This is a genomic window from Pedobacter sp. SG908, assembly GCF_011759615.1.
Taxonomy (GTDB): domain Bacteria; phylum Bacteroidota; class Bacteroidia; order Sphingobacteriales; family Sphingobacteriaceae; genus Pedobacter; species Pedobacter riviphilus.
Genome location: NZ_JAAOYY010000001.1, coordinates 1,176,355 through 1,191,337 on the forward strand (window position 1 = coordinate 1,176,355; position 14,983 = coordinate 1,191,337).

Genomic DNA, 14,983 nt, shown 5'->3' on the forward strand with positions numbered 1-14,983 from the left:
ATCACTGGAGAAATAATAAATATGGGCTACTTTTTTCATGTCCTCTTTAAAAACCTTCGTTAACGATATATTTTGGAGTACGCTAAAAGCTTCGGTATTACCTAAGCTTTTTTTGTTTGTTTTATGGCATCAGTTTACATCCTTTTTTCTGAAAAATTAAATCGTTTTTACACCGGTAGTTGTCTGGATTTGCACAGCGATTACAATCGCATAAGGATAAAAGTTTTACGGATAGTTTCACATCTAAGACAGAAGATTGGGAACTATTTTTCATTATAAATGACCTTGATTACAAACAGTCTCGATTGATCGAATTACATATCAAAAAAATGAAATTGTAATTTATATTAAAAACTTAAAGCAATATCCTGAGCTGGTAGCTGGTATCGAAGATTATTTGATTATGTCGATTCCGGTTAAATAATAAATGTCAAACTACTTTTCTTGAATATGACAGGTTAGTAATCTGATGTTATTTTACTCTAATTAAATTGAGATCGCCAAAATCAAAGCTAAAGTCAATGCCTGGTGAAATGCCTTTCATTGTAAAAGATTGTGCTTTCCCTTTTTCTTTAAAGGAAAATGCAGCAAATGCATCGCAATTCATGTCCTGGTATTCCCATTTAATAGCAAAGGTATTTGTGTTATAGAAATACATTGGGCCATTTAATTTTGGTGAACGTAAACTTTTAATCCAAAGCTGCCTGCCCTTCATAAAAACCTCCATCTTTCCAAACCATTTATCTTCATACATACCCGTATAATCCTCGTTTTTAATTTTGGTAAGCTTCAGAGAATCTACTTTTTCCCAAACTTTCTTCGTTACTTCATCAATATTATTGGTATTAGACTTAAGATTTCTTGCCCTGTTATCAATCCATTTGGCATCATCTAAGCCAAAGTAGCTATCCGTTATTGCTCTCGTAACGGCAAAAGCAAGACTTCCACCACCACTTTCAGTATTCGTTAGCACGACTATGCCTAAATTTAAATCTGGTACCAGGGTTACCTGCGATAACATACCTGGCAAACCGCCGGTGTGCATAGCCACCAGATTTCCTTTTACATCATTTAAAAGCCAACCTAAACCATATCCATTAAAATGGGTATTGTATCTTTCGGATACATAGTTTGGTAAAACCGTTTGTATCGTCCACATTTTAGCACTGTTAGCTGTAGAGAACAAAGAAGACTTCTTGTCATTTCCATATTTCCCCCTGTTTAACTGCATGATCATCCACTTAGACATATCATTCACATTGGAATATATGCCTCCGGCGGGGCTAATCATTCCGATATTGAAACGATTAATAGTTTTTAAAGCTCCTGTTGCTGTAGAATGTGGTGTTGAAAGATCTTTCATATCATTAATTAGCGCATCACCAATAAACGAGTTACTCATTTGTAAGGGTTGGAAGATGCGTTTTTGAATAAAATCTTCAAAACTCATTTTACTTACTCTTTTAATGACTTCACCAGCAATGATATAGAGTAGGTTATCGTAATTATATGTTGTTCTAAATGCAGAAACTGGTTTAAAATTCTGGAAAATAGTGGTGATGTCTTTTACCGTGAAATCTGCTCCATCGGGAAAAAATGTTAAATCACCAGCCCCAAGCGCAAGGCCGCTCCTATGAGTTAACAAATCAACAATATTAAAATTATCAGTTACATACTCATTGTACATTTTAAATTCCGGAATGTAATCCTTCACCTTATCGTCCCATTTTATTTTCCCCTCATCAACCAATATGGATAACGCAGCTGTTGTAAATGCCTTACTGTTGGAAGCTATTTGAAAGTTCGTAAATTCTGTAGTTAATTGTTTTGTATCAATCGAATTAACTCCATAACCTTTTAGATGGATTACCTTCCCATCTTTTACAACAGCTATTGCAGCCCCGGCTACTTTTAATTTGTGTATTGCTTCTTGCATCAGCGAATCAATCTTAGAAGAAGATAGCTGTGCAAAACTTTGCAGAGAAGTAAAAAGAATAGCGGAGGTAACTATTATTTTAACAATTATTTTTTTCATGACAATTGGCTTTAAATTTAAGATGTCGTTAGTTTATTGCCGGTATTTATCTTAAGCAATAAGTTGCTACAAAGTGACTGAGAAAAAAATCATCGAAATTGTAAAATTGTTACCAACTATGTAAAAAGCCAAACATTTTTATTTGCCGTGTTCACATTTTTAAAGAAAAGATTGGGATTGATTTCTGTAAGGGATTTGAAATCTTTGATAAGATGAGATTGATCAAAAAAAAGGTTCTCGTACGACAGTTCGGTTAGGCTTTTTAAACCTTGATATTTGTTAATTACGTTTCTGAACCGGAATATTTTCCTGTATTCAATTAGAGACTTGCCTAAGTTCTTCTGAACTAAATTGTTTAAATGTTTTCTAGAAATATGATGTTTTTTAGCAATGTCTTCGATTTTGATGTTAGACTCAGTGTCTAATAAGATAGTTTTCATAAATGCCAGGTCTTTCGTCATCAATTTTGACAACCAATAATCTTCAAGGGCATCTATTTGCAATGGTCTTTTGGCAATGTGAAAAATTTTACCCATTTCATCTTTAAAGTCTAAAAATTGCGGAATAAATTCTGTCATTTTTTTTTGAGAGAACATTGTTTCCAGATTATTTACAAAATAATTAATGCCGAGCGGTTTGAAGTAAATGGTAATCTCTTGGAAGGGTCCTGTATAATGCACTTCTATTGGATTTCTGTATCGATACGCGAAACTCGCATATATATTATTATCACAAGAGGGCTCAATAGAAATTTTATTAATGTCTAGTTTTACTTTAGAATTAAGATTTACGGTAACAATGCCGTAATTGTTTGGAAATGTCGTGTAGGCTTTAATAGCTCCAGGTCCATGATCGTTTAAAAAATAATAACCTTCAATATATTGTTTTAAGATGTCGTTTTCTGGCGTATAAAAATGTAATTCCAAGGTGTTTTTTTTTAAATCTATTTATAGTAAATAGACACGCAAAAAATCTTAAAGTGACAGAATGTATTGATTTAATTTTATTTAGGAAATGTTGAAGGAGAAATGCAAAACTACTTCTTTTTACATATGCCATTTTTTTGTTCTATTATAATCTGGTCAAGGCGATTTAATTGAAAATCACCTTGACTTTAACACCTGACGAACCAAAACAGATTTAATCTTCTATGATTTTTTAAAGCAATTAGAGAATCTATCAGATTAAAAAGATGGGAAAATTTGAGCGGGTAAATGGCTTTTAATCTCTTGAAGGAATAAATATGAACCTGTTGAAGAAAATAAACACGAGGGGGTATTATAAAAGAGGTATCCGAACTAGCAGGCTTGGAAACTTATACAATGTGCTCATAATAATTTTGATGGAAGCTCTTGGATATTAAGCTTAAGCATTTATTAGCTGATTGAGCCACCGCTGGATTTAGTGCGGCCCTTTTTACTATCCTATTTGATTTTGATTCTAGCTTAATTCTTATAAATTTGCTGTGGCCAAATGCACTAACTTAATACCATACCGGCGGAAATCCCTTTTTCTTACATCCCATTCCAATTTGCATTAACCAGTTTAACTATCCCATAATAAAATAAGCATGTCTAATAAAAACGGTGAAGATGTTGTTGATGTTTTACAACCAGAGCAGCTTTTCAAAAAGCTTTACCGGCGTTTATACGATTTTGCATATTACCTTTTAAAGGATAAAGAATTGGCTGAAGATGTGGCACAGGATGCTTTCGTGGTTTATCTGGAGCAACAGAAAAGTATCGCTACCAATTTCAACGTGGTAAAATCATTTTTATACACCACTGTAAAAAATGCCTGTTTAAATAAAATCAGGCACAATAATGTGGTTAATGTTTATCATAAAAACAATCCGCCGGATATTTATTCCGATCCGCAAATCTTGGAAGGCATTATCCATACCGAGATTGTTGCCGAGATTTATGATCAGATCAATGCGCTTCCACCGGGATGCGCTATGGTAATCAGGTATGGTTATTTAGAAGGACTAAGCAATAGCGAAATTGCCAAACTGATGAATATTAGCATCAATACGGTTAAAAGCCAGAAAAAGCGTGCATTATCTTTAATGAAAGTACATCTCGGAAAGGCTGCAATGGCACTTTTCGCTGCGATGTATCTCCATCATTAATTTTTTAAAATTATTTTCCACCCTTTTTTACCCTTCGGGTTTCTTAGTTGTATAGCCATACAACACGATGAAAGAAGAAGCCTTTGAATTGTCTGCATTAATTTCCGGATACCTGCTTTGTACCTTAACCACGGAAGAGGAGGAACGATTAAAGTTGCTTTTGGCAGCAGATGAAGAAAGGTATAAACTATTGGAAGCTTACCGTGCTGCTGGCCCTACTGCAGCGCGCCTGGCCAACATGGATAGTGTGAATATAGACGAGGCCTGGCGCAGGGTTAATAACCGTTTTCAGGGAGCTAAGATTGTTCCGCGTAAAAATCGGTATGCATGGCTTAAATATGCGGCTATTTTCGTCGCAATTATCGGCGTTTCCATTTTCTATTTCAATTTAAATAAAACTGATCCGGGAATTGTTCCCGATATTACCAAAACCTACCGCAATGATGTTTTGCCAGCCACCCAAATCGCTAAACTGATTCTTTCTGATGGAACCCAAATCGCATTAGATAAAGAAAAGAAGGTAATCGGCGGTGAAAAAGGAACAACTATTGTGAGTAATCAGGGTGAGATCAGTTATGGGCAATCGGCAACTAATTTACTTGCAGCTGCAAACTACAATACACTCATTGTACCTAAGGCAGGGACTTATAAGATAACCTTACCTGATGGCTCAAAAGTCATGTTGAACGCCATGTCGGAATTGAAATTCCCGGTTAGTTTTGCGGGTAATGAGCGATCGGTAAGTTTAAAGGGCGAAGCCTATTTCGAAGTAGCCAAGGATGCTGCCCGTCCCTTTAAAGTTAAACTTAACGAATCGGAAGTTGAAGTTTTAGGTACCCATTTTAACGTATCGGCCTATAACCAAACCGCAAAAACCACTCTTTTAGAAGGATCGGTTAAGGTGAGTAATGGAAAAAGCAGCCATATCCTTATTCCCGGTAAACAGGCATTATCCGATCAGCAAAATATCGCAGTTGCAAAGGGCGATGTAGACAAAGCTGTGGCCTGGTGTAAAGACGATTTCTATTTCAGCAATGATGCACTCGAGCCAGTTATGACTGAAATAAGCAGATGGTATGATTTAAAGCTCGTTTACAAAAAGAAAATACCGGAAATCCATATTACCGGACATGTAAGCAGAAAGGTTAAATTAAGTGAAGTACTGGATATGCTTAAAGATGTAAGTAACCTCTCTTTCGGTATAGAAGGCCGGAACCTGATTATCAATTAACCAAATATAAACTAAACCGAAAAAATATGATGTAAAAATAGACAGAACCACCTATGTCTGAAGAAATGAATACCGGAAGTGTACCACCACCTCCGGTAAATAATTCAGGCACGAAAAAATAGTATAAAACCGAACTTATTTCTCTAACCTAAATCAAACGAAAGTATGAATTTCTTTTGTCGTAGACAAAATATTGCCCATCGGGAAGCAATTTCCGGTATACCTATAGTGATCAGAATTATGAAACTTGTTAGCCTTTTAATCTTTATACTTCAAATTGGAGTATTCGCCAACGGAAGGGCACAGCAGGTTAATATTTCGGTAAAAAATGCGGAGCTAAAAACCGTTTTTGCCGAATTGAATAAACAAACCCGTTACCGGTTTCTTTATAACGAAGAAACCATCCAAAAAGCTTTGCCGGTTACCTTTAAAGTAAGCAATTCCGATATCAATACCGCTTTAAGTAAAGCCTTGCAAGGCTCAGGTTTAGGGTTCAGGATTCATGGCGAAACCATCACCATTTTAGAAACGGATAAAATGAAGCCGGTAGCACCAATGGCATTAACCATTACCGGAACAGTAAAAGACACCTCAGGGCTTGCACTGCCTGGTGTAACGGTACAGGTTAAAAATAAACCTACTATCGGTACCGCTACCGATGGGAACGGGGCCTTTGTGTTAAAAGGAGTGCCCGAAGAAGCGGTATTGGTTTTTAGCTTGCTAAGCTACAAGAGCCAGGAATTGCCCCTAAACGGCCGTAAGGTGCTAAATGTGGTGCTTAGAAACGATGAAGCCAACCTGAATGATGTAGTGGTAGTTGGATTTGGTAAGCAAAAAAAGAGTAGCCTGGTAAGTTCAGTTGCTTCGGTAAAAGGCGATGCGCTACGCATACCTACACGTAGCCTAACCAACGCCATTGCCGGCCAGGTACCGGGTATTATCGCTATTCAACGGTCTGGAGAGCCAGGTTATGATAACGCCGAATTCTGGATCAGGGGGGTAAGTTCTTTTGCCGGCGGAACCAATCCGCTTGTACTGGTTGACGGGATACCCCGCTCCATGACCGATATCGAACCAGATGAAATTGAAACCTTTAACGTATTAAAAGATGCAGCAGCCACTGCAGTATATGGGGCAGAGGGAGCCAATGGTGTAATTTTAATTACTTCTAAGCGTGGTGCAGTACAAAAGACAAAAATTACCTACCGCGGCGAGTATACACAGAATAAACCAACCAGGCTTCCGGAGTTTATGGATTCGTACGATTACCTTTTTGCTTATAATGAAGCATTGCGCAATGAAGATAGTCCGGTATTTAAAACAGATGAGCAGCTGGCCTTGTATAAAAACGGATCAGATCCTGATCTATATCCGAATACCAAATTTCTGGATGTTATGCTTAGGGATAATACCTTTAATACCCGCCATACTTTAAATTTCAGGGGTGGCGGCGATATTGCTAAGTTTTTTGTTTCCGGGGCCTATTATCAGGAAAACGGGGTTTTTAAATCTAACCCTAACAATATTTATGATAATAATCTGGGACTTAAACGTTATAATCTGCGTAGTAATATTGATTTAAACGTTACCAAAACAACCGTGTTGGGGGTAGATTTGAGTGGACAGTACCTTTTAACCAACTATCCTGGTACCGGAACTGCAACCATATTTTCGCGGATGATGGGTGTGCCGGGTTATCTTTTTCCGGCCGTTTATTCTGATGGTACGATAGCTGGTCACCCTGGTATTCCAAGCTCCAACAGGGTAAATCCATATAACTTATTAATGGAGTCTGGTTACGCAAAAGAATGGCGAACAAGTCTGCAATCCAAATTATCTTTAGATCAGAAGCTGGATTTTATAACTAAAGGACTGAGCTTTAAGGGGATTGTTAGCTTTGATGCCACCATGAATTATTACATGAACAGGCTAAAATCTCCCAAACAGTTCAATGCAACCTCAAGAGATGCTAATGGTAAATTGATCTTTACTCAGGTTGGAAATCCTGAGACAACTTTAGGCGAGCCGGTAGAATCAAGCAATGGCCAGAAAAACATCTATTTAGAGAGTTCATTAAATTATAACCGGATTTTCGCAAACGACCATACCGTTGGTGCAATGCTGTTAACCTACCAGAAAGAAGCCCAGCAACAAGGTGAAGCCCTGGCCTTTAAAAAGCAAGCCTATGTAGGCCGGGTAACTTACAATTATGCCAACCGTTATTCTATAGAAGGGAATTTTGGTATTACAGGTAGTGAAGCTTTTTCACCTGAAAACCGGTTTGGATTTTTCCCTGCGGTAGGTGGTGCCTGGTTTGCCAGCAATGAGCCTTTTTACCCTGAAGCTTTACGTAAAGTAGTATCATCGTTAAAATTCAGGGCATCTGTTGGTAAAACAGGTAACGATAATACTGGCGGGGCAAGGTTCCTTTACCGCGGTACCTATACCACTGGTACTACCGGCTACTCGATTGGAATTGGTGGCACTGGCTCCCTTAATGGTTTAAATGGTATTGTAGAGGGACGTTTTGAGGCACCCGATTTAACCTGGGAGATAGAAAACAAACGGAATTACGGGATAGATATCGAATTTTTTAAAGGCGCTGTCGATTTTTCTGTCGATTATTTCAATAACCTGCGTTCCAGTATTTTACTACAACGCCGTACTGTTTCAGGTGTTACCGGATTCAGACAGTCGCCATGGCAAAACTTTGGTTCAGTGTCTAACAAGGGGATGGACGGATCAGTTAACATTAAACAAAATATTGGCGAGCTGAAATTAACGGCAAGGGGCAACTTAACTATTGCCAAAAATAAAATACTTGAGATTGATGAGCTGCCACAGCCTTATCCCTGGATGAACCAAACCGGCACAAGTATAGGGGAGTGGAACCTGTATACAGCGGACGGTTTATATACCGATAACGATTTTACCATGACTACCGATGCCGTAGGGAAACGCATTTATACTTTAAAACCAGGATTGCCGGTAAGCACCCTTGGAGGAGTAGTTAGACCCGGCGATATTAAATACAAGGATTTAAACGGCGATGGGAAGATCGATAATTTTGACCGCAGTTATTATACAGGTAGCAACCCTGCAAACCCGGGCATAGTATATGGATTTGGCCTAAACGCCGAATATAAAGGCTTTTACGGAAGTATCTTTTTTCAGGGCGTAGCCAAAACTTCAACCGTATTTGGCCAAAATGCCGCAGGTAACTTTTTCCCATTTACGTTTGGTGTCGAAGAATCAAATTTAAGGGCTGAAGTGGCAGACAGGTGGACAGAAGCTAATCCCAGCCAAAATGTAATGTTCCCAAGGTTACATTCTATCAGTTTTTCAAACAACCAGGTAGCGAGCACCTGGTGGCTGCGCGATGCCAGTTTTATACGTTTAAAAAATATCGAACTGGGTTATCGTTTCCCTAAAAAAATGCTGCGGAAAATTGGTTTCGAAACCGGCAGGATATACTTAATGGGGAATAATATCGCTGTTTGGGATAACATCAAAATGTGGGATCCTGAAATCGGCAACGCTAATGAGGGGCTAAATTACCCCATTCCGCGTTCGTACACCATCGGCATTGAGTTTAATTTATAATATCCAAAGAAGAAATGATGAAATCAAAAATATATAAAGCCCTGTTGCTGTGCTGCATAATCATAAGCATGGGTTCGTGCAGTAAAAATTATTTAAATGTATCTGATGAACTTGCCGGTCAGCTTACACTCGACCAGATTTTTTCTACCCCAGCTAATGCACGTGCTTTCCACCGCAATATTTTTGCAGGTATTGGCACTTCATCGGCAATGGTATTTAATACAAGCACCGGAGCCGTTAGGGGAGTAGACAACCCATGGCCAGCTTTTACCGATGAGAACAGAAACCAGCAAGGTGCTTTCAGGGTAGAGCCACCTGCGGGGTTCAATGCTTCAAATGCGCCTTTTAGTCGATGGGATTTATACCTGTATATCCGGCAGGCCAATGTTTTTATGGCCAACGCTAAGATTATACCCCGTGTTGGTGGTACCTCATCGGGTGGTACCGTTGCCGATGCTATTGAAGAGCCGGAATACAAAAAACTAATGGCACAAGCCAGGTTCTTAAGGGCTTATTATCACTATTTGTTGTTCGAACTGTATGGGCCAGTTCCGATTATGGACAAGACTGTTAACCCTAATGATGCCGATCTGGATTTTGAACGCAACAGTGTGGATGAAGTGGTTAATTTTGTGACTAAGGAGATGGATGCTGTAGCCCCAGAGCTGGATGAATATATTCCCCTAACCGATATCAATAACCTTGCATTGCCAACTAAAGGTGTTGCACTCGCTGTAAAGGCCAAAATACTGGTTATGGCTGCCAGCCCATTGTACAACGGTGGTTTTGCTGAAGCTATGGCCTTAACCAATAAGAGTGGTAAGAGGTTGTTTCCGGCAAAAGATGATAACAAATGGCTAAAGGCAGTTAGCGCGCTTCAGGATTTCATTAATTTCTCGGTTGGCAAATATGATTTGTACCGAGAATTTACTGCGGGTGTTTTAGATCCCGATAAATCTATTTATCAGCTGTTTCAGGCCATGAACAGTGAAGTAATCTGGGCAAGTGGCAATGAAGCTTACGGTAGTATTTCTTCGGGAGATGGTTTGGTACGCCGGGCAACCCCGCGTAGCCAGGGCGGTTACGGAAATGTGGGCCCTACACAGGAATTGGTAGATGCTTTTTTTATGAAAAACGGTAAATCTATTAACGATCCGGGATCGGGGTACAGCGAGGTAGGTTTTTCTACTGTAACCGAGGTGCCTGCAGGAAGATCGGAGGCCGGAACTTTTAACATGTACGTAAACCGCGAACCCCGTTTTTATGCTTCTATTGTTTATCATGGAAAAAGATGGCCCGTAACCAATGCGCTCATTAAGTTTACCAAGGGAAATGGTAATGATATTGCTTCTAACTATTCGATTACTGGATACAACATGTACAAACGTTTAAATAGAACCGTAAGCCAGTCGGTAACCACTGCACCAAAAAGTTTTTACCGCCCTTCTTTTATCTTTCGTTTAGCAGAATTCTACCTTTTATATGCCGAGGCATTAAATGAAGTTAATCCTGCAGATCCTAAAATTGCCCAGTATGTAGATTTGGTACGTGAACGCGCGGGTATTCCGAAATGGAGTGTAAGTAATCCTGCTATTATTGGCAACCAGGCTTTGCAACGCGAAGCAATAAGAAAGGAAAGCCGCGTAGAGCTTTGCTTTGAAGGGCAGCGGTATTTTGATGTGCGCAGGTGGATGATCGCCGAAAGTGCTTCAGGACAGGGTGCACAGGGAGGCCCTTTTTATGGTATGAACGTAGGGGCAGAAACTGATGCCGATTTTCTTAAACGCACGCAGTACGAAACCAGGGTATTTACCCGTGCCTATTATTTATGGCCTATTCCATTGGCCGAAATTCAGAAAAGTACCAAGCTGATTCAGAATCCTGGATGGTAAAACGGCCAGGTTTAGAATTCGGCTATTAAAACAGTTTTAAAAATATGCGTTATTTAAAGGCAGCAGCTTAATTGCTGTTGCTTTTATGCATAAATTTACGGCCTAAAATTGAGTTTATCTCCTACAACCAGCCACACAAATGAAAAAGATTATTTTTTTAATTTCCCTGCTTTGCACACAGGCCTATGCACAGAAAAGCATCGTTAGCATTTCGCCTGGTGATAATGAAAGTACCATTATTAACAAGGCTGCGCATGTAACCCCCTCGCCACGGCAGTTGCGCTGGCAAATGCTTGAGTTAACGGCTTTTTTTCACTTTGGCATCAATACCTTTACAGATAGGGAATGGGGTGATGGTAAGGAAGATATCAGTATTTTTAATCCCGCGCAATTAGATGCAGAACAATGGGTAAAAGCCATAAAAAAGGCTGGTTTTAAACAAGCTATTATTACCGCAAAGCACCATGACGGTTTTTGCTTATGGCCAAGTAAATTTACAGCGCACAGCATCAAAAATACACCATATAAACAAGGTAAAGGCGATATTGTAAAAGAAGTAGCCGATGCCTGCAGAAAATATAACATTGGTTTTGGTGTCTATTTATCGCCCTGGGACCGCAATAATGCTTCGTACGGGACTGATGCTTACAATACTTATTTTGTAAACCAGTTAACCGAACTGCTCACCCAATACGGTAAGGTAGATGAAGTTTGGTTTGATGGTGCAAATGGCGAAGGACCCAATGGTAAAAAGCAGGTTTACGATTTTAACAGCTGGTATACCTTAATCAGAAAGCTACAACCCCAGGCGGTTATTGCCGTGCAGGGCCCCGATGTACGCTGGGTAGGTACCGAAACCGGCGTTGGGCGCGAAACCGAATGGAGTGTATTGCCTATGGGAGAGCAGAGCCAGGAAAAAATAGCCGCTTTATCTCAAAAAGATGTTAACGTTATCCCAACCTTAACGGGTTCTTACAAAGATCAGGACCGTGGCAGCCGCAGTAAACTGGTTAATGCAACAGGTTTGGTGTGGTATCCGGCCGAAACAGATGTGAGTATCCGTCCGGGATGGTTTTACCACAGCCATGAGGATGCTAAAGTAAAAACACCGGAGAAATTGATGGATATCTATTTCACCTCGGTAGGCAGAAACGGTGTTTTACTCTTAAATATTCCGCCAGATAAAAAAGGCCTTATTGCAGAAAGTGATGTTAAAAACCTGGCTGCTTTTGGCCAGAAAATGAAAAATACATTTAGCCATAATATTGCTCAGGAAGCAACTATCACCTCCACGTCAGACAAAGGTTTAAAAGCCATGTTTGATGGTAAATTAAATACGTATTTTACTACAAAAGGACAAGACAGTACAGCTACAATCGAATTAAACTGGGCAAAAAACAGAATCTTTAACGTGCTCTCCCTGCAGGAAAACATTGCCGTAGGGCAGCGTATTGAAAAGTTCGAAGCCGAATATTTTGATGGTAAGGAATGGAAGAATTTTGCATTGGGCACTACAGTCGGTTACAAACGATTATTAAAATTTAAGCCTGTTAGCACTAAACAGGTTAGATTTAAAATATTGGCTTCGCGGTTAAACCCAACCTTAGCCGAATTTGGCCTTTATTTTTTAAAGTAAAAAGATTAGGGTTAGATTAATATCAACACAGCCCAGGGAGGACAATTGTTTTGGCGGGCTAAACATACTCTTCTGTGTATGCGGAAACAAAAGTGTGGGATGAAAAAAACATAACTTCATGGTTTGCCGGCAGCGTAAACTGTACATCAACTGCTGTACTACCAAAGCGATTTAAATGTTCAAAGTATTCCGGCTACCTACTTGGTAATTTGTGTATTTGAGTCCAGTCAGCATCTGCTCCTTTAACTTGCCAGTACTTGTTTGCAGATTTCCCGGCGGTCTAGGTTTTCTACCCCGTCTGTCTTAACTTTAGCACGAGAAGAAATTGTAAAAAGAAATGGCTGCAGCCCCAAAAATTAATACTTATCATTTTCTCCCATATAAATATGGTTCGGAACTGTTATTGGATATTGGACGTATTGAAACATTGAATCATTATGTATTAGATCGTACGTTACACCAACTTAGTTTTTACGAAATTATTTTCATCGAAAAGGGAGCGGGTACTTTTACATTAGACGAAAATAAGACATCAATAACACCACGAACTGTCATTTTCACGAGCCCCGGACAGGTGCGTTGTTGGGAAATTGAGCAAGATGTAAGTGGCTATGTATTGTTTTTTGAGAAAGACTTTCTCCATCTTTTTTTTTCGGACGAACTATTTCTATATCGGTTTCAATATTTCCATCAATATTCACGTCCAAACGACATGCATCTATCAGAGATGCCATTTGTAAAATGTTTGGAGCTTTTATATGGAATAGAAGGGGAGTTCGGACAGCTTCAGAATGATAGCAATCATTTGATCAGGTCACTTTTGTATCAATTGCTTGTACTGCTCAATCGATATTATGCGGGTGTTTACAACATTCAGAGAGACACTTATGTTCATCCAGATTTTTATAGGTTTCGATCTTTGCTGGAAAAGAAAATTGCGAATGACCAGCGTGTTGAGGCCTATACAAAAATGCTTAATGTCAGCTCCCGATTCCTTAATAAAATTTGCAAGCAATTTAGCGGATTATCAGCTCAACAAATGATCCATTACAAGCTGATTTCAGAAATAAAGAAACAACTTTATCAAAACAAATCCGCAAAAGAGATTTCCTACGAATTTGGTTTTTCAGATCCGTCTAATTTTAACCGTTTCTTTAAAAAAATTACAGGTACTACACCTCAGCAATACCGAAAGAAGATTTAAATGACCATTTTAAGGATAAAATGACCATTTTAATAGGATAAGCATGTTCTAATTTTACAAAAAAAAGAACATGATAAAATATACATTTAATCTTCTCTTATTCATAATGAGCGTACTGGTTGCACAGGCAGAACAATTATATGTTAACCCTCAGACTGGTAATGACACAAACTCAGGAATAAAAACACGGCCGTTAAAAACAATTATTGAGGCAGCTAAACGCGTAAACTTAAACAAAGCGCAGGGAGCAACCACCATCTTCCTATCAGCAGGTGTACACTTGCTAACCGAAACCGTTTTATTCACCAATGACAAGTATACCTTTAAAAATCGCCTTGTCATTTGTGCGGATGTTATGCCTGACGATGCAGGCTGGACCCCTCAAAAAATGCCTGTTGTGGTAACAGCAGTACCGCTTGCACCAGGTATTGGCGGAGAAGAAGCAAAAGGTATACAACCGGAGGTGAGTCATGTAACCATTGAAGGCCTGAGATTTACCGGCAGTCCCGATTACTCTTATATAGATGGAAATAATTTACGTCGTTCCTATCCAATATGGCGTGATGGAAAAAAATTGGACGATCTACTTGTAACACAATGCCTGTTTGCCGGAGATGTTGATGTATTGCCGTTGCATGTGGGGGTTATAGCCAATGGTTATGGCCTGGTTATTGATCATTGTGTTTTCTTCAACTGTAAAATTCCAGTTGTTTTTTGGAAAAACGATGGCTGGGCTGGCAGTCGTAGTGCAATGCGTTATTCGCTAGTATATGGGGGCTATTTCTGTGGCGTTTGGACCACGCTGGGCACCAATGGAGACGATTTCGACTTTCACCATAACATCATAGCAAACACCGCTACCATATGGATCAGAGAAAAAGGAAGTAAAATCGGATATAAAGTTTCTGATTGCATTTTTACCAATTATACCAAACTGGCAGGATACGGAAGCGGCCCGTTAAGCGACAGTAATGCAACTCCAACGGATTTTCTGGAAATGAAAAACGTACAAACTACCGGAACTGTAAAAATTGAAAAAGACCAGAGTAAACGCAATTACCTGCAATTAGCGGAAGGTTCGATCGGTTCGGACATACAGGCAGGCCTTTTTAAAAAGAACCTATAGTTGAAATTAATCGTGAATACACATGGACAAATTAATTTGATTGACCGGGTTTCGCCAATTTTGAAATATCTCAAAATCGATTGATTATCAGAAGGTAATCGGCAAATTGTTTTTTAGCGAAGAGG

9 protein-coding genes are annotated in these 14,983 nt (G+C 39.2%); 7 read left to right on the forward strand and 2 right to left on the reverse strand.

Annotated elements, in window-relative coordinates; genetic code table 11:
- Positions 1 to 472: 472 nt before the first annotated feature.
- Both FHT21_RS04995 and FHT21_RS05000 read right to left on the reverse strand, forming a co-directional pair.
- Positions 473 to 2,035, reverse strand: coding sequence for a serine hydrolase (locus FHT21_RS04995; protein ID WP_167293645.1), 1,563 nt, complete (start codon positions 2,033 to 2,035; stop codon positions 473 to 475).
- A gap of 116 nt (positions 2,036 to 2,151) precedes the next feature.
- Entirely contained in the window at positions 2,152 to 2,961 is an 810-nt protein-coding gene (locus tag FHT21_RS05000) for a helix-turn-helix domain-containing protein (RefSeq protein ID WP_167293646.1), read from the reverse strand.
- 644 nt (positions 2,962 to 3,605) lie between these two features.
- On the opposite strand from FHT21_RS05000, the gene FHT21_RS05005 reads away from it, so the two are divergent.
- From FHT21_RS05005 to FHT21_RS05035, 7 genes are all read left to right on the forward strand, one after another.
- Complete coding sequence (locus tag FHT21_RS05005; protein ID WP_167293647.1) at positions 3,606 to 4,166, forward strand: RNA polymerase sigma-70 factor; 561 nt, start codon at positions 3,606 to 3,608, stop codon at positions 4,164 to 4,166.
- Between the two features lie 67 nt (positions 4,167 to 4,233).
- On the forward strand, positions 4,234 to 5,397 hold the full coding sequence (locus FHT21_RS05010) for a FecR family protein (protein ID WP_167293648.1): 1,164 nt from the start codon (positions 4,234 to 4,236) through the stop codon (positions 5,395 to 5,397).
- A 165-nt stretch (positions 5,398 to 5,562) separates the two neighbouring features.
- Positions 5,563 to 9,000 (forward strand): TonB-dependent receptor, encoded by a 3,438-nt coding sequence (locus FHT21_RS05015; protein WP_208398866.1) that lies wholly within the window; start codon positions 5,563 to 5,565, stop codon positions 8,998 to 9,000.
- Positions 9,001 to 9,014: 14 nt separating this feature from the next.
- Complete coding sequence (locus FHT21_RS05020; RefSeq protein ID WP_243853863.1) at positions 9,015 to 10,892, forward strand: RagB/SusD family nutrient uptake outer membrane protein; 1,878 nt, start codon at positions 9,015 to 9,017, stop codon at positions 10,890 to 10,892.
- Between the two features lie 139 nt (positions 10,893 to 11,031).
- Complete coding sequence (locus FHT21_RS05025) at positions 11,032 to 12,528, forward strand: alpha-L-fucosidase (protein WP_167293649.1); 1,497 nt, start codon at positions 11,032 to 11,034, stop codon at positions 12,526 to 12,528.
- 337 nt (positions 12,529 to 12,865) lie between these two features.
- Entirely contained in the window at positions 12,866 to 13,732 is an 867-nt protein-coding gene (locus tag FHT21_RS05030) for a helix-turn-helix transcriptional regulator (protein ID WP_167293650.1), read from the forward strand.
- Between the two features lie 106 nt (positions 13,733 to 13,838).
- Positions 13,839 to 14,858, forward strand: coding sequence for a hypothetical protein (locus FHT21_RS05035; protein WP_208398867.1), 1,020 nt, complete (start codon positions 13,839 to 13,841; stop codon positions 14,856 to 14,858).
- The last annotated feature ends 125 nt before the right edge of the window (positions 14,859 to 14,983 follow it).